Source organism: Paraburkholderia sp. D1E, assembly GCF_052682275.1.
The window spans coordinates 512,193-538,457 of record NZ_JBQYMB010000001.1 but is presented as its reverse complement, the minus strand read 5'-3'; the positions used below and the strand labels follow the sequence as shown (position 1 = coordinate 538,457).

Here is a 26,265-nt window from a genome sequence, read left to right as displayed (position 1 = left end):
TAGTTAACAACAGAACGGCACACTAGTATTCTGTCCCAGAAATAACTTTGCATACCCGAGCCACTTTCCGGAGAATGGAATCGGCTGTCGCGGTCCAGACGAAAGCCCGCTTGTGCTCGTTGTATTGCTCGATGTAACGCTCGATGTCGGCAATGAGTTGGCGCACGTTCCTGAACGACCCTCGACGGATCGCCTGCTGCGTAATCAGGCCAAACCAGCGTTCAACCTGATTGAGCCAGCTCGAGTAGGTCGGCGTGAAATGCATGTGGTAGCGCGTGTGCCTGGCCAGCCATGCCTTGACCTTCGGATGCTTGTGTGTCGCATAGTTATCGACAATCAGATGCACATCGAGATTGGCCGGCACCGCCAGGTCAATATGCCTGAGAAACGCCAGAAATTCCTGATGCCGGTGGCGCGGCTTGCATTGCGCAATGACTTCCCCTGTTGCAGTGTTGAGCGCAGCGAACAGGGTCGTGGTGCCATGCCGGACGTAATCATGCGTCACCCCTTCGAGATAGCCTAACCCCATCGGCAACATCGGCTGCGTACGCTCCAGCGCCTGGCACTGGCTCTTCTCGTCCACGCACAGCACCAGGGCATTGATCGGTGGGCTCAGGTACAGCCCGACAATATCGCGCACCTTCTCGACGAAGTACGGATCGGTAGACAGTTTGAAGCTCTTTGAACGATGGGGCTGCACACCGAACAGCGATAGATATCGGGCCACCGAACTCTTTGAAATCCCTGTCTGCGCAGCAGCGGAACGCACGCTCCAGTGCGTCGCCCCGTTCGGCTTCTCATGCAGTACCCTGGCGAGCAGTTCCGCTACCACCTCATCGTCATGTGTGCGCGGGCGGCCCGGGCGGGCTTCATCATGCAGGCCGGCAAGCCCGTGCGCGACAAACCGCTTCTTCCAGTGTGTGATCGCCGGTGGCGTCACTTCGCACTGCATCGCAATTTCCTGGCTCGTATGGCCATCAGCCGCCATCAAAACAATCTTTGCACGACGGACCAGAGAATGAGGCAGCGAACGTGAGCGGCTCATTGACAGCAATTGCTCTCGTTCCAGTTCCGACACCACAACCTCGATTCCCTTGCGTCCCATGGTCGCCTCCTGTTCTCCCGGATTTGATCATAGAACAATCGAAATTTACGACAAGTTATTTCTGGGACAGAATACTAGCAGGCCGGTGAAATATCCGTCGTTGATGCGCTCAGGTGCATTACGACGGATGCTCGGTTCGCATTTTTGAAACGCGGAACACGTTTGCGGGCATTCGACGTTGCTCGCGGGTTCGCCATATCGGTGTTATCCATTGCTTCCTGCTCCTCAACCGGAAAGTGTGCGCATACGCGTCAGGTTGTAGCCGACCTGCGTCAACACGAAGAGCTGGTCTACGCGTTCAAGTCCTCGATACATCGCTTGTCGAATTCGTCCGACCGTCTTGCCCCATCCGAACACCTGCTCAATGCGCTTACGTTTTTGCTGGCTGACTGCGTAACCCGGCCAACGCGTAGTTCGCTCGTCAATTGCTGAACCTCCTGGACGCCCATCGTTTTGCGCCACATGCGGCGTCACACGGTTCGCTCGACAACTGGCCACGAAACCGGCGGTGTCGTAGTTCTTGTCCGCGCCGACTGTGATGCCGAGTGGCGCAACACTTGCGGCATCAGCAAGCATCCGCCCGGCCGCGTCGCGCTCGGCGGTGCCCGTCGCCAGCGTCACCTGTGCGTTGACCACCAGGCCATGCCGGTTGTCGGTCAGCACGTGGCCCATATAACAGAGCATCGCTCCGGTTCCTTTGCTCTTGCGAAACAGGCGCGCCTGCTCGTCCGTCGTGGATTGGTGCGTCTCGTTACTGCGCTTCTGTCCGTGCCAGTTGTCATTCGGCGCGGGCGGTTCGTCAGGAGGCGTGTCGTCTTTGTCCGGACTTGCCTTGGGCACAAAGCTCTTATGCCCGGCCCATGCCTGAATCAACGTGCCGTCAACGCTAAAGTGCTCTCCAGAAAGATATCCGCGCTCGCGCGCGGTCTCGACTGTCTCGTTGAAGAGCAACACCAGCACATCGTGTTCGAGCAACCGGTCGCGGTTCTTGCTGAACGTCGAGTGGTCCCACACGGTCCCGTCCATCGGCAGGCCGACGAACCAGCGGAACAACATGTTGTAGGAAATCTGTTCCACCAGCATGCGCTCGCTACGAACTGAGTACAGCACCTGCAGCAAAAGAGCTCGCACCAGCTTCTCCGGCGCGATGCTCGGCCGGCCACCTTTCGCGTCAGCTTCGTACATCCGCGCAAAAACGTCGTCCATGCGCTTGAGCGCGTCATTGAGCCAACTGCGAATCGGACGCAACGGATGGTCCTTCGGCACGAAATCATCCAGCTTCAACACGGTGAACATTGACTCGGTAAAACCATCTGGCCCACGCATCCGTTCCATCTCGCTCTCATTGATGACATCAGTTCAACGTTTACACCTGCGTCCCGGATGACCGCTACATGAGGTATTTCACCGGCCTGCTAGTCGTCGCGGAAGCCGCCATTTCGGCCGCGTTCGACCGCGGCCGGGACAGAGGGGCGAATGGCGACTGGATGAGGGCACATCAACCGTAGCCGGGGATCAGGCAGAAATCGGGTCGAACTCGGCCCTTGATTGTCGTCGCGGCCGTATCTCTGATATGGCTTCGCTATAATCAATCGCTTCCCGGCGTCGCAATGTCAAAAAAATGTCTTCCAGGCGAAACAGGTCCCCCGGCCGAGCCCGCAGGCCGCTGACGAAAGCACTTCTATTGCCGATGGATCGGGCCTCCGCCAGTGAACGGTCGCTGTCCTGTCATCTTGCGCTGGTCGCATGCCGCGACGGACATGGCAACAGCCATCTGGTCAATGAACTTATGCGCGCGGTGTACCTGAGCTGGTATCTGCAGCGTGCTGGTTATGGCAACCAACTGGTGGAGCAGTTCAAGATCGCCGAATATGCCGTTGAGAACACCCTGGCGCACGCTCATGAGACGGGAGAGTGGCGGCTCGCGTCCGAGGTAATCAGCGACTTTGAAGCGCTGCTGGCGCTGTATGACGCCCAGCTCGCAAGGGCTCCTCTTCACGAAGTATTCGAAGCGGAGCGGCAATTGAGGGTTTTTCTGACGGGAACGGACCATTCCCCGATCCCGTAATCGACGTATCGGCAAGCCTTGGCAGATTGCGATTCAGGTGGAGCACTTGCCGAAGAGGTCGTTGCATTATTGATTTCGTCTGCCGATAACTCTCGGATTCCTACATTTTACATAAAAAGAATTAGCAACATTTGAACGGTCGTGCTTTTTGTGTATGAGAGACGCATCGCGGCGCGACAGTCATCGTCAGCCAACGGTCGGCTACCGGGTCACGAAGTCGTTCACGGTCAGCCGCAGCTGTTCGTCGGGCCGCGCGAGTAACTTTCTTTGTGCGACCGCGACGATGCGGTTGCGACCGCTTTCGAATGTCTTGAGTGCGCGTGCCGCGTCGGCGTCAGGTGGCAGCCAGAAGTGTTCTTCGAGTGCGTCACGTGCAACCGCGGCTTCGACGTCTCGGCCGCGGACCGACAGCATGAACACCACGGCGCGTCCGTCCGGCGAGACGGCGGGCGCGCGATCAAGAACTTCCATGACACACCTCAACGATATCATCCGCGGTCTTTGTATTTGTACTGCGCCGAGCAGCGATTAATTTACCAGAAGTCACAAGCACATCAATCACCAACGACGTAACGATCTGGCGCGCGGCTGCTGCCCGTGGTCGCTTATCACCATAACGCATTTACCTGGATCTTCATCGCCCTGAGCCTTAGTTGCCAAGCGGGTTTTTGTTCTCGCGTGTGGGCGGTTGAAACCGACACTAGACAAGTGGGCTGCAACCGACAGCGCACGATTTGAACTAAAAGGTTCACGAGAAGTGATCACTTTAATTATGTCAAATGAATAGGAGTCTTGTATACATTTCGCTGGAAAATCGGCGGCTTGCAAAGAACTGTTCTCGGTTGTGGCGGAAAATTGTTCCGAGCACGTTGCACTGAGACCGTCGCCGACATCTCCGCATTGCACGCTAGATAACCGTCAGACGAAGTAACAGTTTCGCGCAACGTCGTTTTGCAAAACTGTTCCTGGCTGGACGGAGACGCCCGCTTGACTGTGACGCAGCGGGAACGGATTTATGCAAACGAACGAAATTCGTTTCACTAGAGCCTCGACTACGGCGACAGCGAAATCGGAGAGTCAGTCTTTCCCGCCAGAAAACATCTTAGCTGTCGCTCTGCTTCCAGGACCTTCTGCTGTCGCGCGCTTGCGAGTTGGGCATCATACAGTGCGACCAGCGTTACGAACTCACTGATGACATCAGACGCATGTCGCCATTCACCGGTCTCGTGCGGGTGCGCCACGCGTGTTCCCGACGGCATATTCGGCGTCTTGAACTGCTCCGCCGGCAGATCGCCATAGCCGCCACACTGCAGATATTCAGCATGTGATAGCAATGCCGGAACATCGGTTTGTCTGGCTGCGGCCGTTGCGCCGCAGCGCCAGGGTCAGCGACCCATGGATCATCGCTGTAATTGATAGGTTCACGACGAGGGACGAGCTTCACTTTCACGCGAACTCGCTGCGACGGAAGTTTGAGAACGTCACCAAATCGACAAGTTGCACATTATTCCGGCCCTGGTGCTGTACTTGCTCGGGATTGGGCGACGAATTGGGCAACGCGCGCGCGAAACTCGGCCGTAGAGGCACACCGTAGGAACGCTTGCTTTTCACGCTCGAGATGTCTCTCCAACTCGTCATCCGCACCCATTCCGACAAGCGATTTAATTTCGGCAACGGCAGCCAACGGGTAGCTCGCAAACTTTCGCGCTAGCGCCAGAGCGGTGTCTTCAAGTGACGACGGGGCGGTAATGCGTTGAACAAGTCCCAGAGAACATGCTTCCTCTACACTCAGAGAACCTTTGAGCAGAAAGACATCCAGCGCACGCGCCACCCCTAACCGACGTGCCAACTGGAAGGAAAGTCCTCCGTCACTTGAAGTACCGAGCTTCGGATATCCTACAATAAATCGTGCCTTGCTCGATGCAACAATGACGTCGCTAGCCATCGCCAACGAAAATCCCCCTCCTGCGGCGGTGCCATGTACGCTCGCGATGACCGGTATTCGCAGTCGACGTAGTGCCAGAATCGCGAAATGAAATGTGCTGATGAGCGATTCCAGAAAGCCATTATGTTGATCCAACGCCGCCAGGATCTGAGGGAGATCGCCTCCGGCCGAAAATAGGCCACCTGTCGCTCGCAGGATCATCGCCCGATACATTGTGGAGCGCTCGATGTCGCCCAAGGCATCGAGTAGTCCCTCACACAACGCCAAGTCAATAGTGTTCGCTCGACCACCGTTGTCCATTGAGACTATTGCAATGTCGTCAAGTTGACTCAGTGTGATGTTGTTTGTCATTTTGTAACGCTCGCTCAGACTACCGCCTTGCGTGCGATGAGAGCCCGGCCTGCGCGCGCTCCATACTCCTTGCCCATACGTTGGCTAACTAACTCGCCGGCTGCAACAACCGCTTCCAGATCTACTCCGGTTTCTACACCAAGGCTGTGCAGCAAGTACACAACGTCTTCCGTGGCTACATTGCCGGTGGCGCCCTTTGCGTAGGGACATCCACCAAGTCCCGCGACGGACGAATGGAAAATCGACATCCCAACCTGCAATGCCGCAAAGATATTCGCCAACGCCTGTCCGTATGTATCATGAAAATGTCCTGCAAGAGACGCCAACGGAAACTCCCTGGCCGCAGCCTGCACGACTCGCTGTACATGGTGCGCTGTGCCAACACCGATCGTATCGGCGATGTCAATTTCGTCGCACCCCACGTCGCGGAGACGCTTGACCATATCGACGACTGAGTTCACGGGTACTTCGCCTTGATACGGACATCCGAATGAACATGAGATGCTGCCGCGCAGATGCAACCCGGCCTGCTTCGCCGCGCGTGCCACGGGAATGAAACGTTCGATGGATTCAGCTATCGAACAATTGATGTTGCGCACGGAAAACGCTTCGCTTGCCGCACCGAATATTACGACCTCGTCGACTTTGCTTTCGATCGCCGCTTCGAGTCCTCGCATATTTGGCGTGAGTGCCGAATAACTGACTCCTTCCGCTCGACTTATTCCAGCCATCACAGCCGCCCCGTCAGCCATCTGAGGAACCCACTTCGGCGAGACAAAAGAAGCTGCTTCTATGCGCTGTATGCCGGCCGCAGTCAGGCGATTAATGAGTTCGATTTTGAGCTCGGTTGGAATGAGTGTCTTTTCCGCCTGCAGACCGTCCCTGGGACCAACTTCCACGACTTGAACTTGCTCTGGCATCTGTGGACCATTGTCGAGGCCCTCTCGCTGTCGCTCTTTCATTTCTCTACCTCCAGCCAGTAACTGCGCCCCGCCAACTGATCGCCCACCCCATACGGCACCTCCGACACCGTACCTGCCGCCGGCGCTCCGATGGTGTGCTCTCCACTCTTCCCCGCCTCCATCACGATCCGCACCGTAATCCTGCGTCAACAGCAATTTGCCGTGTCTACTTCGAGAGAACGCTGCGCATGACACGGCGAAGCTCCGTTGTAGGGTTACCCGGCAACGACACGCTACGCCAGCCAACATGGTGATCGGGGCGCGTCAGGATGCAACCACCGTCGCCGACTTCCCGTGCGCGAGCCCACTCACCGGTATGATCGGCATAGCGCTGACGGGGGCCGATTACGTGCACGTCGATTTTGCAACCCAGTTCCTCGCCAACTGTTGCGGCAGCATCCGACCACGCCTCGCCGCCGATGCCGGTGAAAACCGTGAAGCGACCATGACCGGCGAGATCCAGCGTCGAATGCTTCCTACCCCTTGCGTCGTATACCCAGGCATGGGGCAGCCGGGCGCCCGGCCATGTGGTGGGCTGGTAATAAAGCTCCGCGTCTCGCTCGAAAACCGGTTCAGGGTGACCGTCGGTCACCACCGCATTTGAGCGGTAGCGCTGGTTCATTTCGACTCCGTGGGCGTCGAGTTCATACCGCTTGAGGGCCAGCGCCTCGCGGATCGCTTCGCGCTGCGTTTCCGCCGCAGCTGTAGCCTGACCGCGTGCATGCATATTCGACTGCAAGGTTTCCGGATCCGTAGATTCGGCGATACCCAGCGCCTGATAAAGCGGAGCGAACTCGCTGATCGATTGGATGGCGCGGCTTACCACCTGTTTGGCAATGGGTGCCCGTTCCATCGAATAGGTATCCAGCAATGCCTCGCTGGCTTGACCTTTGATAACCGCAGCGAGCTTCCAGGCCAGATTGAACGCATCCTGAATCGATGTGTTGGACCCCAGGCCGCCGGACGGAGGGTGTCTGTGGGTCGCGTCGCCCATGCAGAATACCCGGCCAGCTTGCATGTGGGTCGCATACATGTTGTTGACTGTCCACGTGCTAACGCCCAATAGCTCGATATCGAGATCCGGATCGCCTACGAGCTGGCGTGCGATGCTTGTAGCTTTCGCCTGGTCCACAACCGGAGTGGGTTCATTGATGTCGTAGCCCCACACGATCAGCCATTCGTACCAAGGCCGGACCATTCGTATCAGCCCCATGCCAATTCCTCCTACCTCCGCGCCAGGCTGCATCACAGGGTAGAGAACAGCGGGGCGGTGCGCGACATATTCGGAGAGGTCGGCGCGAAACCAGATATTCATCGATCCTCGTATGCCCATCTGTCCTTCGAACGGCAGACCGGCGTTTTGCGCGACCCTGGAATTCCCACCGTCCGCGCCGACCAGAAACCTCGAGCGGATCGTGAGTTCCTCACCCGTCAATCTGTCCAGGCATTGGGTAACAACGCCTTCCCCGCTCTGTGTGTGACTCAGGTATTCGGTGCTCATCCTCGCCTGGGTGCCGCGTGAACACGCGGTCTTGAACAACAGTGGCTCCATGAAGGTCTGCGGCAGATCGTTCATCCTGGTGGGACTGGACAATTCGCGAGCCGCTTTTGACAACGGGTGCGTCCCCCAACTGGGCACCCGGCCGATTTCTTCCCCCGTCAGACTTTCGCAGAACACGGTCCCACCCATCAGATCGTGATCCGTAGCATGCAAATAGGCTTCCTGTTCAACCTCGGGGCCCAGATCCCGGAGCACCTCCATCGTACGCTGATTGGTAATATGCGCTCTAGGGGTATTGGCCAACCACCGGTAGCCATTGATGATCACATTCTGGACCCCATAGCTCGAGAGTAGCGCTGCGCAGGCGGAGCCCGCCGGGCCGGTTCCGACAACAAGCACATCCGTAGTTATTTCAGGCATAGAGTTTCTCCTATCATTTGCATTAGTCTCCTCGCAGATTGCCTATCGTCCACGTCAAAACCACCTCCAGGCGCGTCTTGCTCGACCACCTTGAAACGAAGTCAGGAGGCTCGGAATAATCCAACAATTCTTTAATTCGCATTGCGAAATATATTCTCGAGAAGGACTTCCGTCCTGGACCATTATCGGCGTCACGCGGTCTTCTGATCAGTCAGCTTCAAAAGCCGAATCATCTGCTCGCGCATTACGAATTTCTGCACTTTCCCTGTAACCGTCATCGGTAGCTCGCTCACGAACTGAATGTACTTTGGCACCTTGTAATGAGCGATCTGACCTCGGCAAAAGTCTCGTATCTCGTCCTCGGTGGCCCCCTCCCCTTGCCGAAGCACGATCCACGCGCAAACCTCCTCTCCCGACTTCTCGTCGGGCACGCCAAACACCTGCACGTTTTGAATCTTTGGATGTCGGAACAGGTACTCTTCGATCTCACGAGGATAGATATTCTCGCCTCCACGGATTAGCATGTCCTTGAGTCGGCCGACGATATTGCAGTATCCATCAGCCTCAAGCGTTGCGAGATCGCCAGTGTGCATCCAGCCATCTACGATGCTTTCTCGTGTCCGCTCATCATCCGCCCAATAGCCCTGCATAACCGAGTAGCCCTTCGTACAGAGTTCGCCGGTTGCACCTATCGGCACGATGTTGCCGGACTCGTCCACGAGCTTGACTTCAAGATGAGGCTGAATCCGTCCGACCGTTGTCGTGCGTTTATCCAGTGGATCGGTGGTCGCGCTCTGAAACGAGATCGGGCTGGTTTCAGTCATCCCGTAGGCGATCGTGATCTCCTGAAGATGCATCCTTGCCACGACCTGTTTCATCGTCTCGATCGGACAAGGAGAACCCGCCATAATGCCAGTGCGAAGACAGCCCAGTTCAAACGATGCGAATTGCGGATGTTCGAGTGCGGCAATAAACATCGTCGGCACCCCGTGAAGCGCCGTGCATCGCTCGTCGGCGACCGCTGCAAGCATTGCCCCGGGATCAAATGCCTCGCCCGGAAAAACCATATTCGCTCCCACGGATACGCACGCGAGTACAGCCAACACCATTCCGAAACAGTGATAGAGCGGTACCGGAATGCAGAGTGCGTCTGCGTCGGACAGGTTCATCGCCATCGCGATGAAACGTGCGTTGTTAACGATGTTTCGGTGGGTCAGCGTGGCACCCTTTGGGCTACCGGTCGTACCGCTCGTAAACTGAACGTTGATTGGGTCGTAGGCTGACAGCTGTGCACCTATTGCATCCAGGTCGCGAACCGCCTCGCATTCGAGCGCAAGCTGACCGGTTTCCATGACGTCGGCGAATGCCAGCACGCCCAGTAAATCTGGATCTCCCATGCTGATGATACGGCGAAGTTCTGGCAAGCGCGCGAGTTCAAGACGGCCAGCGTCTTGCACAGCAAGCTCTGGAGCAATTTCGAGAAGCATCGCCAGGTAATTCGATGATTTAAACCGCTCGGCAGTCACCAGCGCTTTGCACTCAACCTTGTTTAGAGCGTACTCAACCTCGGCCAGCCGATAGGCGGGATTTATGTTGACCAGCACAGCCCCGATCCGCGCCGTCGCAAACTGGGTCAGCAACCATTCGACCCGATTGGGAGACCAGATCGCGACGCGATCACCTCTTGATATGCCAATCGAAACGAATCCACAGGCGAGTCGATCTACTTCTTCATCGAACGCTTTCCACGTCCAACGGATGCCTTGCTCACGGAACACAACCGCAGGACGATCCGGAACGCGGCGCGCCGTATCCCGAAGAAACTGCCCAATGGTGGCTTCACTAAGCGGAATCTCCGTCGAGCCACGTACGTACGAAAGGCCGTCGCGCGGCGTGATCAGCGCAGATAAGTCTTGTGCCGCTTTCATGGAGCCATCTCCCGCTACCGGGCTTTGGATTGCCCGATTCAAATTCGCTTGATTATTCGCCGGCCGGCTACTTGCCAGGCCCGGCGACGCCTCTTGCTTCGCGCCATCAAAAATTGAAAATGGAGACCACCTGTTGGCCCGCAGCCGAAAGTGCGAGGTTGACCATATTTGCCCTTACCCACTCAACGGCATCAGCTTCCTATCGAAGCTCCAACAAGCCGAACTCATACTCAATTTCCAATTCTCCAGCGCGATTTAGAGGCTGCACTATCAGACTGGGCTTGACACCGAAGACAGCATCGCTGCTCAGGAATTCGTCGCCTGCCATGAACAGATGCGTAACCAGCGTTCGATGGCCAGGCGCCGAAACAATGAAGTGGATATGGGCGGGGCGATTCGGATGACGCCCAAGGAGCGCAAGCAACTGTCCCGCCGGACCATCATCGGGAATCGGATAGCTGACCGGCAAAACGGTTTGAAACTGGAACGCGCCATCAGTGCGCGTGGTAAACGTGGCACGCAGATGCCCGGGCGGTTGCTGCTCGTCCTGAACGTCGTACAGTTGGTTTCCTGCGGTCTGCCATACTTCGACGACTGCGCCCGGGATCGACTGGCCGGTGGCACTTCGAACGTGACCTGCGACCTTGAGCGGACTGCCGGGCTCCTCACGCAGCAAAATGGAGTCGCCAAACGAGAGTTCCCTCTGGCGCCCCGTATAAAATGGACCCAGGACAGTCGAATCGGTCACCCCCGGGCCGCTTTCATGATTGATTGCATCAACGAGCATGGACACGCCAAGGATATCCGAGAGCAGGATGAACTCTTGCCGACTATCGGAACACATCTGACCAGCACGCGTGAGAAAATCGATTGCGCCGCGCCATTCGTCTTGAGTGAGTCGAGATTCCCGAACAAATGCGTGGAGGTGCGATACGAGTGCAGTCATAAGCTCGCGCACCCGCGGGCTGCTTGTGCCGGCCATACGGTCAATCACGTCGAGTGTCAGCTCGGGGAGTATCGAAGAGTGCTCGTCAGTTTTATCGATCATTTCAGTCGTAGACATCAATAGTCTCCGTATCGTCGAAATATGGCCGGTCGTGGCTGATACGCGTTAAATGATTCGCATATGCGCACGGGCGCTCAAATGGGCACTAGTCGCCCGCGCTCTCGACCGAAGGATTCGCTATGGTCTGGTTCCATGGAATGCGTTGTTGAGCAAATCCCGCAGTCTGCCGGGCTCAATCGGTGCCGGGTTCCAATACGGTGCAACCAACGCGGCCTCGACCGCGGCTTCGATGTCACACTCCTGCATCCCGATATCCTTGAGCGCCGTCGGACCGCCTAGTCGATGAGCAAGGTCAAACAACCCAGAGGGCGCATGGTCCACACCAAGCGCTTTCGCAATGCGCTCCATCGCTGCGGGCGCGGCCGCAGCGTTGTATGCGGCCGCGTGGGGCAACACAACGGTATGTGTCTCAGCGTGTGGCAGATCGAAGCTGCCACCTAGCGTGTGGCAAAGTTTGTGGTGAAGCGCCATCCCAACTGCGCCAAGACAGGTCCCGCTCGCCCATGCGCCGAACAACGCCTGTTCTCGCGCCTCGCGATCGTCGGCCTTCTCCGAGATGCGTGGCAATGCAAAAGCGAAGGAAGCGATCGCCTTCTCCGCCAATAGCGATGTCACCGGATTGGCGTCTTCTGCATAGAGCGCCTCGACGGCGTGAGCAACCGCGTTTATTCCGGAAGTGACGGAAAGCTTTACTGGCATGCCAATCGTGAGGTCTACATCGTAGACAATTACTTCGGGCAATACGGCCGCTGAACGGAGCGTCGTCTTCCTGCCGTGCTCAGTTTGGCCCAGAATCGGAGTGGCCTCCGAGCCTGCATAGGTCGTTGGCACGACAATCTGCGGCAAGTCAGTACGCAACGCTAGCGCCTTCGACAGTCCGATTGTCGAGCCACCACCGAGCGCGACGAGACAGTCGATGCCAAGCTGTTTGACGGTTTCCATCACCTGCGACGTGACCTCGACCGGTGTATGCATGACCGCATCGGTAGAAATTCCGGCAGCCACCGAACCTAGGAGCGAGCGAAGGGTGGCAGCCGCACTTTTCTCATGGAAGGTATCGGACAGAATCAGCGCCCTACGGCATCCCAGCGTCCGCATCTCGCCGGGCACCTCCTTCAGCGTGCCAGAGCCGAAGACAACGCGCGCCGGCAAAGCCGTATATCGAAATGCGTCCATGTCCGCTGCCACCTCCGTTTAACGACTGTTGGCCAATGCGACTTGCATACAGCCATCTGACTTGCGCGTTACCGTCCGAAGAAAATCAGATCGGTCGGCACTTCGTCCGCTTCAAAGGCCTCAGCGGTGTTACGAAAGCCGCGTGTCGCGTCCTCGCTGTCGTACAGGCCGATGCAGACGTCCAGCATCACTGCGTCGGCTGCCGCAACACCCCCGCTCGACCAGGCCTTTAGCAGCGTGCGCGTGGTTGCGTACGAGAGTGTTGGGCCATTCGCCAACTGCATAATCAGCTCGTCGGCAACCCGCTCAAGCGAACCAGCCTCCGCAACATGCGTTGCGATCCCGAGTTCGCCGGCTTGCACGCCAGGAATTGGCTCGCCCAGCATTGCAAAACGCGAGGCGCGGCTGCGACCGATACGCTCAGCCAGGCGCTGCAATGCGCCGGCGAGAGGAAGCATTGCGGTGGTAACCTCGACACAGCGGAACACCGTGTCTGCGGCAGCGACGACGAAATCGCAACTCAAGGCAAGCTCGAAGCCTCCCCCGAACGCCGCGCCCTGCACCACCGCCACCGTCGGAACTCGCAGCGCCTCGATTGACCGATAAGTGCTGTTGATCTTTCCGACAAACGTACGAAACCAGTTCGCGTCTTTGCCCGGCCATTCGCGGACTTCTCCACCGAGACTGAAGTTCGGCCCTTCAGCACGCACGACCAGCACGCGGATATCGCTTTCGCTGGCTTCGTGGACGGCCTCATCCAGCCAGTGCGCGAAGCGCACATCGAGCCTGTTGTACGGAGGGTTGGCCAGCACGATCGTGCCGATACGGCCCTCACGTTCGAATCGGATGCTTTTCATCTGTTATCCTCAGTCTGTCGAATCCGTGCGTCCCAGGTTCCATATGCGAATCGCACGGCACGGGACGTGCATCGGGTCACGACGGTTGAGCCGTCAAAGGAATGATCGGCAACAGCAAATGTGACGGACGATCCGCATCGCGGTAAATCTTGTGCGTGACCGTCGTGCTGCTACATACGTGATATGGGATGTATTCGACATCCGTCATCGCCCCGGTACCGGTAGGCACATCCAGACTGCAAATTTCCAGACAGATCCTGTGCCCCGCCTTGAACTGGTTCGCCGTCGCCAGCACCTGAATTTCATACTTGACAACGTCGCCCGGCGTAACCGGTTCGATCGAACCTTCGGTGAGTTTGTAAAACGGCTCCCAGGGTTTGGAACGGTCAGGGTCGGTTGCGCGATACGAGGCCTTCAGCCAGCCTCGAGTGAGTTCACGCTCAGGCAACGTGTCCGGAACGGTACGTTCGCCAACCCGCGCAGTAACAACCGACACATCGGGACCCACGTCCTTCAGTACTACAATCCAGTTCGTGTCACTCTGATCGATCTCTGCGTAAAGGGTGAGCGAGATCGGACCCGCGACCAGCACATCCTGCGACAACGGTTCGGACATATAGCGCAAGCGCTCAACCCGAGTTGTCTTCTTGAGTGGCATCTGGGTAAAGACATCGGGCTCGCGCACTGCATTGCCAGTTTGCTCGGTGGCACCTGGCGCCTCCGTAGTGAGCCGCTCCCACCCTGCAAGGTGATACTTGACCCATTGCGTCTCCGGCAGTGGCCAGTCGGTGCCCGTTCGCCATTCGTTAGCCCCCATCACCCAGTAGCGGACCGGCGGCTCATCCATGATTCCGGTATCAATACCCTTAAGCCAATAGTCGTACCAACGCAGAATCTCGTCATGGTACTGATGGAACGGTCGCTCAAGGTGCGCGGGACCAGTGAAGAGGAGCTTGCGCGGTTGGTTGACATTCTGAAAGTAATGCTGTGCGCCGAGCCAGTGCAGTTTGTATGTGTAAGCGTAGGCACCTGAACCGGTGTAGAAAGGAATCTTAATTTGTTTGAAGACTTCCTCGGCTCGTTCCACAGTCCCTTCCGGCTCCCACGGATTGGTCAGTATGTGATACATCACCCGGGTTCGTTGCCCCTTCTGGGTCAGGATGTTGTATAGGTTGATGTACATCTTGTAGTCGGGATTGCCCATTGCCGACTGCCAGAGTTCCTCTTGCTCTGGCGGCAATGCGCCGGGCACGCCGCGCGACTCATGCACGGTGCTGAACACGTCAAGCAGGTACGGAAAGGTATGCACCACGCCACCCGGGTTGAAGTCGCGAAATCCGAACATGCCGCCATAAGCACTGCACGCGTCGTAAGGAAAGATTGCCTTAAGCGCCGGGTGCCCCTGCGCCGCAGCCCGCCACTGTTCGCCGGCAAATCCGGAAATTCCGACCATGCCCACGCTACCATCCGCCCACGGCTGCTGAGTTATCCATTCAATCAAGTCGTAGTGGTCGCTCTGCTCCTCGCCGTAGTGCCCTTCCGACTTGCCCGAACCACGCGGCTGGGCAATCACGTGCACGTAGCCATTGGCGATGAACCGGCGGGTATCGCCCGCTTCGAGCGGTCCGAACCATAGCGGCGCATGCGCGGGCTGCGGTGGCAGAACATCAGCAATGTCCGGTCCCTGCAGGTCCTTGTTGTGTAGCGCTGAGGCGTACAGCACTGGGTACTTGCCAGCGCTATCCGGCCGGTAAACGTCAACGGCAAGACGGGTCCCGTCGCGCATCTTCACGATGAGGTTGCGTTCTTCAATCATTTTTCCTCCAGATCGGTTCGCACATTGCGGCGCTGCTGAGCGCCATGTCCGCATTCAATAGTTATTCACTCGTACCGAAAAGCATCCCTTGTGTCCTTCTCGACAATTTCGCTGAAAACGATCGATATCGCTAGCTGGTATTTATACTTACCACCCGTAAAGGATATAAAAGATCGACGAGGCGTGCACGGTTGTGGCGCAATCACGCGCCGAATGAATCATTTCACTCGGTGCTCGACGTGGTTGCTGCTAAACCGTCGAGAAAGCGGTGGACAGCCAGGGATGGGCACCGAAGAGCATGTGCTGCGTGCTCGATGCGTCAAGGGACTACGAAAGAACCGACTTATCCGATGCGGACAGGTTGGGTCGTCGTCGGAGGTTCATCGTACTGCGCATCAGAAAACGACATTGGAGGTCGAGATCATCACGAGTGCCCGCGAATGATCGATAAAGCGCATTTCATCGGGCTGAATTACTTTGAAGTAATGGTCGTCGGTATAGTACTTGACGAGATTGTCGAGATTGTCGAACCACAGTTCCGCGATTCCATCAAAATGATGGTCTGGAAGATCAATGCCCGGGATCGTCACACCGGTATTGTGTGCCTGTTCGTACCGCCTCACCAGCGATCGTGTGAACTCGTCTCCCCGAAGCAGCGGCGCATGTACCTCTCGATGGTAGTTCACGAACTCGTCCCGAGTCATCGATGTGTTCCTCGGTAACAATACAGTCAGCTTGATCATGGCGCGTCTCCTACTCTGTTTATATCGCTAGTCGTCTTCACATGGGCAACGGACTTTGTTTGTCGCGGGGGCATGTTGCGAAGTGTATGAATCAGACACCCGCGAACCACGAGTCCCGCCTTTCGGTACACCTCATCGTCTCTCATTGCGCGTCCGCCCGGCTACCCCAACGGTCGCCCAAGCGACGCCGAACACCTCCGGGGTATCGGCCAGTTGCACTCGCAAGCACAACCGGCGCTCCTGCTTGTTAGCTCTCCTGCCGCCCCGGATAACTCTGCACATAGTTGAGGACTTCGATGTTCCGTTCCTCCCGTAGAGCGCTCGAAATCTCGGCTTCATACGTCTTCCGGTAGGACTTGCTAAACAAGTTCGTCATGAAATAATCGATGTCGCAAGACCAGGCTTCATAGATAACCAGCGACGTCGGATCGTCCTTCGGATGATGCACCCATGCGTGAACAAACTCCTTCTCCGCGCTCATTGCGTCCCCAACTTCCGAAAGCAAAGCCTTGATCCTGTCGAGTTTCTCAGGTTTGATTTTCAGGTGGACCACAGCGGCGAAACCGTCTTTCATCTCCGTCTCCTTGAGTCACATAACTCACCAAAATGTTTTCGCCACCACGACGGGTCGCCACGGTGACGTTCCTCTGCCCCGTACCCTATGCGTTAAACCCTCCGTCGATCGTCAGACTGGCGCCCGTAACAAATCCGGCCTCAGGACTCGCCAGATAGGCAACCATTCCCGCGATCTCGTCCACGTGAGCAAACCTGGGTAGTGCAAGCATCTGCTTGAAGGTCGGCGCATAGGGACCGTCGGACGGATTCAGATCTGTATTCGTCGGACCAGGTTGAACGTTATTGACCGTTACTCCTCTCGCACCCAGATCGCGCGCCAGTCCGCGGGTGAATCCGGCTACGGCTGCCTTAGTCAACGCGTACACGCTCCCACCTTCGAACGGCATTCTGTCGCCGTTGCAACTTCCGATCGTGATGATGCGGCCACCTTCCTTCATATGCCGTGCCGCAGCTCGCGAGGCCATGAAAACACCTCGGACGTTGATTGCCATCATGCGCTCGAAATCTTCCGTCGAGAACTCGTCGATATGTGAGACGACGATGATGCCGGCGTTGTTCACCAGAATATCCAAGCCTCCCCTGTCCCGCGCCACCTGATCGACTGCGGCAGTTACGGCTTCGGGTACTGCGCTGTCAGCTTCGATTGCCCACGCCTTGCCTCCCTCGTCGGTGATCGCACGCAGCACGGTATCGGGCCCGTCGAACGCACCCGGATATGTGACGGTGACGTCCGCGCCCTCCCTCGCAAGGCGTTGAGCGACGCCAGCACCAATCCCGCGAGCACCGCCGGTTACTAGCGCGACCTTTCCTGTTAGCCGTTTCATCGAATGTCTCCGTTAGGTCCGTCAGTGATATGCTTTACGTTCGTACAGTATAGACAATACCGACAAACTTGATAGCCACGATAGATCAGGAAAACCCTCGCCCGAAGGGGAACGTCAGCTCTTACGCGAAGGGCGGCGCGTCCTCATGCAACCCACTGCGTTCCTTCAGTTCCTTTCGGAGTTGCAGTGCAATAAGAGCCGCAACATGCGCTCGATCGTGCGCGACATCGTCACCCGTAGCTTTTAATTATATTTTCCATTCGTACAGTTCCCAGCGGAAGGCTTTTTCTTTTATATTTTCCTATCGTATAGTATAGAGGCGTCCTCACAGACGCCTTGACGCGCAAGATTCCGTAATATGTGACACCCAGCATCCAGCGCCGACCAACAGCCATTGGCGTTCTCAACAATCAGACAGGAGACATCTAGCTATGCAAACGAATCTTGAGAAGAACCGCACGAAGCCAGCCTCTCTCGAAGGAAAGGTAGCCATCGTGACCGGAGCCAATGGCGGTATTGGTACCGCCATTGCGCAACAATTTTTGGCCGAAGGTGCGTCGGTCGTGCTTACGGATCTCGCGCAATCAGGCGAGCCGCTGGCGTCGTCGGGCGACCAGGCAATTTTTTTCAAGCATGACGTCTCACAGGAACAGGCCTGGAGCGACGTCGTGGAGCGGACACTGAACAGATTCGGAAAGGTGGACGTTCTGGTCAACGCCGCGGGAATTCATCGGCACGGAGCGATGATGGATACAACAGTCGAGTCGATGGAGGCACTCTTTCGCGTCAACCAGCTGGGCACCTTCCTGGGCATGAAAGCAGTGATCGACGCGTTTAGGGGCAACCGCCAAGGCGCGATCGTGAATATTTCTTCCTGTCTCGCGACGCGTGGTGTACCCGGACAGTTCGCCTATGCCGCGTCTAAGTGGGCTGTTCGGGGTATGACAAAAAACGCGGCACTCGAGCTTGCATCACTGAACATCCGAGTGAACGCGGTTATGCCCGGCCCGACAGATACGCCCATGTTTCGCGGGCTTCCTGAGGCGGACCAGTCGGCGATCGCGGCAATGATTCCGTTTGGACGAGTGGCGCGCCCTGACGAGATTGCGGCTGCGGTTGCCTTCCTCTCGTCGGAGGCCGCAGGCTACATCAGTGGCGCCGAACTGGAAGTCGACGGCGCGGTGTTCGCATAGCTCCCGAAACCCGAGTGGCCAGACAAGCGCCGCACGACAAACTGGCGATACGGCGCTTCATCTAAGGTATACGTCGCCCCGCATCTGCAAGGGGACGCAGGAGTCAGCGCTGATCGAGAGGCGACAGGAATGGCTCGACTGCTTCGAGAAGCGCATCGGGTGCTTCTTCGGGAATGAAATGGCCGCAGTCGGCGATTACGAGGCCGGCCACATTGTCGGCAACGAGTCTCGCCGTGCCTTCGACGTACTCACCCAACGCACGCGACGCTCCGACAGCGAGAATCGGCATCGGGAGGCGCGTCCTCACACGCTCCTTGTTTCGCTCCATATTCACGTCGATGGCACGGTAATACTCGAAGCTCGCGCGCAAGGCTTCGCTGCTCTTTACAGCGTTGACGTAGACCTCGACCGCATAGTCCGGAATGGCGGTTGGTGAGCCCGCCTTGCTCGCAAACTGGTGACCGAAGTAGATTTCCTCGCGCCCCTGAACCATACGCTCGTTGATGCCGTAGGCGCGGTTGAAACCGACGTGCCAGAGGGAATCACTTAGTTGCCGAACGTCGAACACCGGCGGGGACGGCGTCACACCCGGGAAAATGCTTTCCACGATTACCCAACGCTCAATTCGATCCGGCCTCGCAGCCGCCATCGCATAACCAGTCCAGTTGCCGATGTTGAACCCCATTAGCACGAAGCGCTCGTGGCCGAGTGCCGTCATCAGCCCGAGCAGGTCGTTTGCAAGCGTGTCGGAATCGTAGCCGACCGCGGCCTTTTCGGAGAGTCCAACGCCACGTGGCTCGACGGCAATAACGGTGAACCGCTTTGCGAGGCGCGGCATAACGTAGCGCCACGCGTACCAGGTCTGGGGCCAACCGCACACGAGCAGCAGGGGTGGTCCCTCGCCGCCGATAACGGCATGCAGACGCAGGCCGTTGACATCGATATAGCAGCTCTCGAACGTCTCGGAAAAGCCATCCGGAAGTTCGGGAACCCCGGTTACCGATCCCGCTCCGGTAGCCCGCGCGGTGTTAGCCGAGCGCCCGTCGCGCTGTGTGGTGTCAGACATAATTGCCTCCTTAAGTGTCAGCCTCTGTGTACCGTTTCAGATCTGTCGTCACACCACAGTTTCGCTGACCAGAGACAGCACAGCCAGTTAGCATTTATACTTACCATACGTAAAGCATATTGGATAATGCACTCCTAGCTTCGAGTGAAATGTATGTACTATCAACTAACTTGCCACGCCGATACTATCGTAGGCGTTCGTGGTGCTCACGTTAACTGATGGGAGAAGAAACCATGCAGATTGGCATCATTGGCGCGGGCCAGGTTGCCCGTTCGTTTGCACGCACGGCGATTGACGCGGGCCACGGCATCATCTTCAGTAACGCTCGAGGACCGGAAACTCTCGCGTCTCAGGTTGCAGAGTTTGGGCCGCTGGCTGCAGCCGGGTCACTTCGGGATGCGGTGAATCAACCGATTGTCCTGCTTGCCGTTCCCTGGCCGAAGGTTGAGGAGGCCCTGCGCGCGCTCCCGGCGTGGCGTGACCAGATTCTGATCGATCCGACCAACGCCTTCCACGGCGGCAATCCTGCCGGCGGCCTTGTTGATTTTCAGGGTGACAGTTCCAGCGAACGCGTAGCTGCACTGGCTTCAGGTGCCCGTGTGGTCAAGGCGCTGAACACAGTGTTCATGACGAATTTCGCCAAGCCGCCAGCCTCCGGGCAGCTGCGTCGCGTGGCTTTTCTGTCTGGCGACAGTCAGGATGCGAAGGACACCGTGGCGGATCTCCTGGAGAGCTTCGGCTTTGCACCGGTTGACCTCGGCTCGCTACGAGACGGCGGCCGCATACAGGCCGTCGGTGCGCCGGTCGCCGGCCACGATTTCTTCGTCCCCTGGCCGGCGCCGCGTTCGTTTCCAGCGATCAATGGAGAACGGAAGGAGGTTCCGTAATGAACAGCGTGACGGATCTTTCGCGGCGCATCGTCCAGTACCGCTTCGGCGACCCGCATGCGGTACTTCGGGTTGAGGAAGATGTTGCCGTGCCTCCGCTCTCTGAGGGCGAGGTGCGGGTACGTGTAGCCCGTAGCATCATCCATCCCGGCGATCTGCAACTGGTGGAGGCCAGGTATTCGCAACCCACGCCGGCGATCCCTGCTGGCCGCGTGCCAGGCCTTGAGGCCGCAGGCGTAGTCGAGGAAGCGGCGCCTCGCGCGCTCGATGGCACCGGGATTGCGCTCGGTTCGCGAGTCGCCTTCTTCGCACCGGGGGCATGGCAAAGCCGGGCGGTTGTGCCCGCGGCCAGCCTTGTCGCCGTACCCGACGACCTGCCCGATAGCGTCGCGACGCAAATACTGATCAATACCATCACGGCGCGACATGTTCTACGGACGGCCTTACGTGCGCTGCCGGTGACGCCGCGCCGGATCGTGCAAACCGCCGCGGCGTCCGCGGTCGGCAAACTCATCACCGTCCTTGCGCTGAAGAATGGCCTCGCGCCGATCCGGCTGGTCCGCTCGCCAGAAAGTGCAAGGCGTCTGAGCACGGTACTGCCGGGCGAGGACATTGTCGATACCTCGTCGAGTGACTGGCAGGACGCTGTCCGTAAGGCAGCGGGTGGCGACGTTCCAGTCGTATTTGACGGCCTTGCCGGTGCCTTGTTAGGGGATATCGCAGCGTTGCTGAATATGGGTGGCACGATCGTCTCTTATGGCGCGCTTGCCGGTCGGATGGCTGACCTGAACCTCTTCGTGCCTAAGGCGCTGACGCTGCGCAGCGTCACGATTGGTACCTGGCGTAGTGATACAACGCCTGACGAGCGCAACGAAGACATGACCGAGGCGATCAGGATCGCACGAGCGGTTCCGGAAATCCATGGCGGTTATCGGGAGTTCGATCTGACCGATCTCGGCGCCGCGATCGATGCAGTCTCGGCGCCGGGTAAGGCCGGCAACGTCATTCTTAAATTTTAAGTAAAGAAGTTACTAGCCCGTCTCGGGCGGGACTCGATGCGCCGATTCGATTCGGCGCATTAAACGACTTCCGTCCACCCTCCCGACAAACCAGTTTGCAATCGTCGCGACTTTATTCACATTGACGCAAACAGCGTGGCCACCCAATCAACGAACACCCTCACTTTCGCGCTGTATCTCCGACCAGGCGGATACGCAACGTACACTTCAAGTGGATCGGGCCGCCACTCGGCGAGGATCGATACCAATTTCCTTCGCTTGATGTACGGACGCACCATAAAGTCCAGCGTGTGAACGATGCCCAGACCCGCTAGCGCCGTAGCAAGATGGGCATTGCTTTCGCTGACAAGCACATCGTTACGCACGCCTTCGAGCGTAATTTTCTCGTCGCCTCGACAGAATGCAAGCTGCTGGGTAAGACCGGTGCTTGCAGAGAAGTAGCCAACCACAGGCATGTTTTTATTAACGATCTCGCTCGGATGCTTCGGCGTGCCGTGCTTCGCCAAATAATCTGGACTCGCGCAGATTGTCCACGCGAGCGCGCCGATCCGATGGGTCACCAGGCTGGGATCATTCGGCGTGCTTCGAATCGCGCAGTCGATGTTTTCTGCGATGAGATCCGCGGTACGGTCAGTGACGCTCAGTTGCACCTGAATGTCGGGATACCGCTCACGAAACGCAGGTAGCGCGGGAATGAGGATGCCGCTGGCGGTCGACCCACCAGCATCGACTCGCAGCGCGCCGCGCGGGCTAGCCTGAGCACGGCCGAGCGTCGCCTCTATGTCGTCGAGTTCAATGAGCAGATGCCGGGTGCGTTCATAGTAAGCGGCACCATCCGTCGTCACATTGACGCTTCTCGTACTGCGCTCAAGCAACTTCACCCCAAGATGCGCCTCCAACGACTTGATCCACTTGCTCACGGTAGCATTGGGCATCTGCAGCGAGAGCGCTGCCCGTCCGAAACCTCCTGTTTCGACGACGCGAGCAAAAATGCGAATGGCCTGCAAGTGATCCATTAACTCACCTCTCTAATGATCGCTGGGCCGAGGACACTGGGACAGCGACGCTTACCCATTCGCGCAGCCATGGGCGCAACGGATAGCGGCACCGACCTGGTCAGCAAGCCACTATTTGCAGCGAGATACTGCGGGTGGTGGGCCGACGCTACCGAGGCGCCAAACTTCTGAAGAAAGAGTCGCATACGCGGGACGACGGTTTGCACGTCGATTATGCACGTCTGTGCACAAAGAAACTACAGAAAGCATCTTTATCTGTCGATGTGTTTTTACTAAGCTGGAGTCCTTGATCAAGGTCAAAAGGAGACCAATGATGTCTGCTTCTCTCTACTCGAACATCCATTCAACGAAACACGCCGGCAAGGTAGCGCTCGTTACCGGTGGCAGCACTGGTATCGGCCTAGCCACCGCCAAGCGCCTCGCGCTCGAAGGCGCCACAGTGTTCATCACCGGGCGACGCCAGGCGGAGCTGGATGCGGCGGTATCGGAAATCGGCCATGGCGCACGTGCGATCCGCGGCGACATCTCTTCTGCGTCCGATCTTGAACGCATTGTCAAGGCCGTGACAGCAGATCGCCAAAAAATCGACATCCTCTTTGCCAACGCTGGCGGCGGCGAATTCGCTCCGCTTGGCGAGATCACCGAAGCGCAATTCGACAAATACGTCGGCATCAATATGAAAGGTACATTGCTGACAGTGCAAAGCGCACTGCCATTCATGCCTGCGGGGAGCGCGATCGTGATCACAGGATCGATCTCATCGATACAAGGCATCCCCGCATTCGGTGTATATGCCGCTACCAAGGCGGCCTTGCGGTCGTTCGCGCGCACCTGGGCATCCGATCTCAAAGGCCGTGATATCCGCGTCAATGTGGTCGCCCCTGGGGTCGTCATCACGCCTGCCTACAAGACCGAACTCAAGATGACCGATGAGCAAATCGACGGGTATTGCAAGGAAGTTTCCGGGACGACTCCGCTTGGCAGGGTTGGCACCACCGACGAGATCGCAAAAGCAGTTTCCTTCCTCGCCTCCGACGACGCCAGTTTCGTAACGGGTATCGAGCTGTTCGTTGACGGCGGACTCGCGCAAGTCTGATCATTCGGCGTCGCGCTCGCCCGAAAGTGGGCGCGACAAAGGGAGAACAAACACCATGGACTCTCACGGAAACCTTCGCCTCGCACAACAGTTCCTTGACAAACTGCGTTCGGGCGCCAGCCCAGATGAGATTGCTTCGTTATGCGCACCCGATCTCGACTGGAATATTCCGGGCGACTCAGGTGTGCTGCCCTGGATCGGTCACAAGACGGGACGCGAAGCAATTTCGGATTTCGTTCGCGACACTCAAATCATGATCGAGAGTGTCAGTTTCGACATCAAGGATGTTCTCGCGAACGACAATCGGGCCGTCATTTTTGGCGACGTGCAATCACGGGTCAACGCCACTGGAAAACTGATCGATAGCGCATTTGCAATCGTCCTGACGTTCTCCGGTGCGAAGATCGCAAGCTTCCTGATGCTGGAAGACAGCTTCGCCGTGTCGATGGCTGCCCGACGCTAACGCGTAACACCAACTTTTAACATACACGAGCGTGTGTGCATGCGGACTACGGTTCGAGCCGGTCCTCGACCACCCCAAGGAATCTATGATGCGTTTTTCGGTGAATGAACTTCTGACTCGAAACCTGCTCGCCATCTTCGCTGAGCGAGATTCTTCGGCACGAATGAAGGAACTGGAAACCATCTGGCTGCCGGACGGCGTCTTCGTCGATCCTGACGGTCGGCATGTCGGATTTGCCGCCATCGATCGCAAGGTTGCCGAGCTACAGGCACGATTTCCCGGTTTCGACTTTATCGAGCGCGGGCCGGCTGAGGCGATGCATGGAATCGGGCGTCTCGCATGGGGGTATGGCCCTGCAGATAATCGGACGGCCGTGACGGGCGTCGATATAGCGGTCACACGTGACGGCAGACTTGTCGAGCTATACGCGTTTATAGACGGACATCCGATCGATCCTGGCAATCGCTAGCAACGTGGACGTGTGGGCCCTTACCGCGCTACCCGAGCAGGGCGGCGCACCATCGTACGTCTCCCACAGTCGGCATCGGCCCATCCACCGTTAAAACGTGTGGGTTATCCCGACGTTCGCTCCGAAAGTTCCTCCGGGCGCCTCATACAACGGTCCATCGGACGAAAAGCCAGTATCCATCTTTCCGCTATTGCTTACGTAACCGAACTGCGTATACAGCATAGTCCGCTTCGATAGCGAATACCGCACACCGGTAGCGGCCAGGATCGAATGGTTGTTCGAGTTGTTCCCGTCCCGAGTAAGCCACGCGCCGGCGTCAACGGTTAGCGCAGGTGTCGCAGCATAACTTACCCCCCCTCCATATACGCGGCTATCGAAGGATCCCGCGATCTTAAAATCGACGAACACCGCCCTCAATGTCAAATTGCTGAATTTATACCCGGCAGAAATGGTGCGTCCCGCGAAAGCTACTGTCGAGGATGCTGGAGCGGAGGTAGTCGCATCCCCCGCGTTCCCGCTATAGAAAGCCGCGTTAGCGAAGACACCGTTCCGATCATAGGTCAAGCTTCCCGAGTACTGCCTTGCGGCCCGGAAGTTGCCCGCTTCTCCACCGAGGGCGAGCATGACACTTCCTTGCAATCCGGCAAAAGTCGGACTCGCGTAAGTAATCGCGTTGGAGTTGAACAACCCGGTCGTGAGAACACTGCCAACGTAAATCGGTGCCAGGGATCCAAAATTAGACGCGCCTCGCGCATCCGACTCGATTAGCGCCAAGACGAACGGTGAGAATTGCACGCCCGCTGTGACCGAGCCGAAGTTGCCGTCTACCTGTAGCCACGCCTGCCGGCCAAAGAGGTTCCCATTCGAGTTGCCGATACTACCATTTGCGATGTTAATGCCACTCTCAAGTTTGAACGATACATGGGTCTCTCCCCCCAAATCCTCAACACCCGTCATACCAAATCGTGACCCAAACATCTGACCATCGACCATCGCGATTTGATGCCCCGCGTCTCGGCCCGTCGATGAATTCAATGTTTTGCTTACATAGGATAATGAATCATCCATTATTCCATACAGCGTCAAATTTCCTTGCGCATAAACGCAGCTCGTCAATCCCACGAACAACGCGAGAGCGACTGAACCGTGCAAACCAATCTTTCCATTGCCCCTTCGTCTCATCCTCCTTCTCCTTTTTCACATTTCTACAATTATATGTATTACTAACCAATTTAAGGTAATACGTACATTGCTTTTATTCGTCAGCTGATGCAGCGATTGACAGAATTTCGTACCGTCGTGACTTCGAGATGGTCGAAAAAATTAGCTTTATTGATGATGCAACCAAAACGGCGAATCATCGCCATCGCCAATTACGTCACGCCATAACTCCGTTGACGACCACTTTCGCGCAACCACGGTTCATTTGCTACCCGGTATTTATACTTACCATCTGTGCAATATAGAAACGAACGGAATGTGGCGAAAAATACCGTGTAGTGCGGCCGAGACCCCCAGTCGGCGACAAGATTGTGTGCCCGACGCATATAGCGAGAGCAGCATTGCTAGATCACCAACGGCCTCACCCTCATACTGGTCCTCGTGCAAAGAGATTGACCGTCGGAACATGCATATCACCTTCGAACAGGAGTGCAACACGAACGTCCAGACGATCTAGGCACAACGTAGGAACGTGACTTGTATTGTGGGCAAGCATG

24 protein-coding genes are annotated in these 26,265 nt (G+C 57.3%); 7 read left to right on the top strand and 17 right to left on the bottom strand.

Going from position 1 to position 26,265, the window contains the following annotated elements; genetic code table 11:
- Window positions 1-22: 22 nt before the first annotated feature.
- Together ACUN0E_RS02570 and ACUN0E_RS02565 are read right to left on the bottom strand one after the other, a co-directional pair.
- Window positions 23-1,105, bottom strand: coding sequence for an IS630 family transposase (locus ACUN0E_RS02570; protein WP_445565526.1), 1,083 nt, complete (start codon window positions 1,103-1,105; stop codon window positions 23-25).
- Between the two features lie 225 nt (window positions 1,106-1,330).
- Complete coding sequence (locus ACUN0E_RS02565) at window positions 1,331-2,431, bottom strand: IS5 family transposase (RefSeq protein ID WP_445570360.1); 1,101 nt, start codon at window positions 2,429-2,431, stop codon at window positions 1,331-1,333.
- A gap of 364 nt (window positions 2,432-2,795) precedes the next feature.
- Between ACUN0E_RS02565 and ACUN0E_RS02560 the strand changes: the two genes are divergently transcribed.
- Entirely contained in the window at window positions 2,796-3,173 is a 378-nt protein-coding gene (locus ACUN0E_RS02560; protein WP_408214909.1) for a hypothetical protein, read from the top strand.
- A 201-nt stretch (window positions 3,174-3,374) separates the two neighbouring features.
- Here the strand turns inward: ACUN0E_RS02560 and ACUN0E_RS02555 are convergent, their stop codons facing one another.
- The 12 genes from ACUN0E_RS02555 to ACUN0E_RS02500 form a co-directional block, all read right to left on the bottom strand.
- Window positions 3,375-3,644, bottom strand: coding sequence for a DUF1488 family protein (locus tag ACUN0E_RS02555; RefSeq protein ID WP_445565525.1), 270 nt, complete (start codon window positions 3,642-3,644; stop codon window positions 3,375-3,377).
- Between the two features lie 1,033 nt (window positions 3,645-4,677).
- Window positions 4,678-5,469 carry an enoyl-CoA hydratase/isomerase family protein gene (locus ACUN0E_RS02550; RefSeq protein ID WP_445565524.1) on the bottom strand — a complete coding sequence of 264 codons (792 nt, stop codon included), beginning with the start codon at window positions 5,467-5,469 and terminating at the stop codon, window positions 4,678-4,680.
- 14 nt (window positions 5,470-5,483) lie between these two features.
- Window positions 5,484-6,431 carry a hydroxymethylglutaryl-CoA lyase gene (locus ACUN0E_RS02545; RefSeq protein WP_445565523.1) on the bottom strand — a complete coding sequence of 316 codons (948 nt, stop codon included), beginning with the start codon at window positions 6,429-6,431 and terminating at the stop codon, window positions 5,484-5,486.
- A gap of 166 nt (window positions 6,432-6,597) precedes the next feature.
- Window positions 6,598-8,352 carry an FAD-dependent oxidoreductase gene (locus ACUN0E_RS02540; protein WP_445565522.1) on the bottom strand — a complete coding sequence of 585 codons (1,755 nt, stop codon included), beginning with the start codon at window positions 8,350-8,352 and terminating at the stop codon, window positions 6,598-6,600.
- 191 nt (window positions 8,353-8,543) lie between these two features.
- Entirely contained in the window at window positions 8,544-10,280 is a 1,737-nt protein-coding gene (locus tag ACUN0E_RS02535) for an AMP-binding protein (protein ID WP_121113700.1), read from the bottom strand.
- Between the two features lie 199 nt (window positions 10,281-10,479).
- Window positions 10,480-11,343, bottom strand: a complete 864-nt coding sequence (locus ACUN0E_RS02530) for a dioxygenase family protein (protein ID WP_121113698.1) — start codon at window positions 11,341-11,343, stop codon at window positions 10,480-10,482.
- Between the two features lie 120 nt (window positions 11,344-11,463).
- Window positions 11,464-12,522, bottom strand: coding sequence for a maleylacetate reductase (locus ACUN0E_RS02525; protein WP_445565521.1), 1,059 nt, complete (start codon window positions 12,520-12,522; stop codon window positions 11,464-11,466).
- 68 nt (window positions 12,523-12,590) lie between these two features.
- Entirely contained in the window at window positions 12,591-13,379 is a 789-nt protein-coding gene (locus ACUN0E_RS02520; protein ID WP_121113694.1) for an enoyl-CoA hydratase/isomerase family protein, read from the bottom strand.
- A 76-nt stretch (window positions 13,380-13,455) separates the two neighbouring features.
- A complete protein-coding gene (locus tag ACUN0E_RS02515; protein ID WP_166664773.1) occupies window positions 13,456-15,195 on the bottom strand; it encodes a CocE/NonD family hydrolase in 1,740 nt (579 codons plus the stop codon).
- 395 nt (window positions 15,196-15,590) lie between these two features.
- Entirely contained in the window at window positions 15,591-15,938 is a 348-nt protein-coding gene (locus ACUN0E_RS02510; protein ID WP_445565520.1) for an EthD domain-containing protein, read from the bottom strand.
- A gap of 247 nt (window positions 15,939-16,185) precedes the next feature.
- Window positions 16,186-16,512: a putative quinol monooxygenase gene (locus ACUN0E_RS02505; RefSeq protein ID WP_445565519.1), complete on the bottom strand. Its 327-nt coding sequence runs from the start codon at window positions 16,510-16,512 to the stop codon at window positions 16,186-16,188.
- Between the two features lie 85 nt (window positions 16,513-16,597).
- Window positions 16,598-17,338, bottom strand: a complete 741-nt coding sequence (locus ACUN0E_RS02500) for an SDR family oxidoreductase (protein ID WP_133748447.1) — start codon at window positions 17,336-17,338, stop codon at window positions 16,598-16,600.
- 431 nt (window positions 17,339-17,769) lie between these two features.
- Between ACUN0E_RS02500 and ACUN0E_RS02495 the strand changes: the two genes are divergently transcribed.
- Window positions 17,770-18,531, top strand: a complete 762-nt coding sequence (locus tag ACUN0E_RS02495) for an SDR family oxidoreductase (RefSeq protein WP_121113684.1) — start codon at window positions 17,770-17,772, stop codon at window positions 18,529-18,531.
- A gap of 103 nt (window positions 18,532-18,634) precedes the next feature.
- On the opposite strand, the gene ACUN0E_RS02490 is transcribed toward ACUN0E_RS02495, so the two are convergent.
- On the bottom strand, window positions 18,635-19,597 hold the full coding sequence (locus ACUN0E_RS02490; RefSeq protein WP_121113682.1) for an alpha/beta fold hydrolase: 963 nt from the start codon (window positions 19,595-19,597) through the stop codon (window positions 18,635-18,637).
- A gap of 233 nt (window positions 19,598-19,830) precedes the next feature.
- Between ACUN0E_RS02490 and ACUN0E_RS02485 the strand changes: the two genes are divergently transcribed.
- Window positions 19,831-20,484, top strand: a complete 654-nt coding sequence (locus ACUN0E_RS02485; protein ID WP_121113680.1) for an NAD(P)-binding domain-containing protein — start codon at window positions 19,831-19,833, stop codon at window positions 20,482-20,484.
- Window positions 20,484-21,503 carry a zinc-binding dehydrogenase gene (locus ACUN0E_RS02480; RefSeq protein ID WP_121113678.1) on the top strand — a complete coding sequence of 340 codons (1,020 nt, stop codon included), beginning with the start codon at window positions 20,484-20,486 and terminating at the stop codon, window positions 21,501-21,503. Before ACUN0E_RS02485 ends, ACUN0E_RS02480 begins: the two co-directional genes overlap by 1 nt.
- Before the next feature lie 116 nt (window positions 21,504-21,619).
- Here ACUN0E_RS02480 and ACUN0E_RS02475 read toward each other — a convergent pair whose 3' ends face one another.
- Window positions 21,620-22,519 carry a LysR family transcriptional regulator gene (locus tag ACUN0E_RS02475; RefSeq protein WP_121113676.1) on the bottom strand — a complete coding sequence of 300 codons (900 nt, stop codon included), beginning with the start codon at window positions 22,517-22,519 and terminating at the stop codon, window positions 21,620-21,622.
- 310 nt (window positions 22,520-22,829) lie between these two features.
- On the opposite strand from ACUN0E_RS02475, the gene ACUN0E_RS02470 reads away from it, so the two are divergent.
- The 3 genes from ACUN0E_RS02470 (at window position 22,830) to ACUN0E_RS02460 (ending at window position 24,547) form a co-directional block, all read left to right on the top strand.
- The gene (locus ACUN0E_RS02470; RefSeq protein WP_445565518.1) at window positions 22,830-23,615 is read left to right on the top strand and encodes an SDR family NAD(P)-dependent oxidoreductase; all 786 of its coding nucleotides are present in this window, start codon (window positions 22,830-22,832) and stop codon (window positions 23,613-23,615) included.
- Window positions 23,616-23,670: 55 nt separating this feature from the next.
- Window positions 23,671-24,078, top strand: a complete 408-nt coding sequence (locus ACUN0E_RS02465; RefSeq protein WP_121113672.1) for a nuclear transport factor 2 family protein — start codon at window positions 23,671-23,673, stop codon at window positions 24,076-24,078.
- 85 nt (window positions 24,079-24,163) lie between these two features.
- Window positions 24,164-24,547, top strand: coding sequence for a nuclear transport factor 2 family protein (locus tag ACUN0E_RS02460; RefSeq protein ID WP_445565517.1), 384 nt, complete (start codon window positions 24,164-24,166; stop codon window positions 24,545-24,547).
- A gap of 90 nt (window positions 24,548-24,637) precedes the next feature.
- Here the strand turns inward: ACUN0E_RS02460 and ACUN0E_RS02455 are convergent, their stop codons facing one another.
- Window positions 24,638-25,729, bottom strand: a complete 1,092-nt coding sequence (locus ACUN0E_RS02455; RefSeq protein WP_445565516.1) for a porin — start codon at window positions 25,727-25,729, stop codon at window positions 24,638-24,640.
- Window positions 25,730-26,265: the final 536 nt, after the last annotated feature.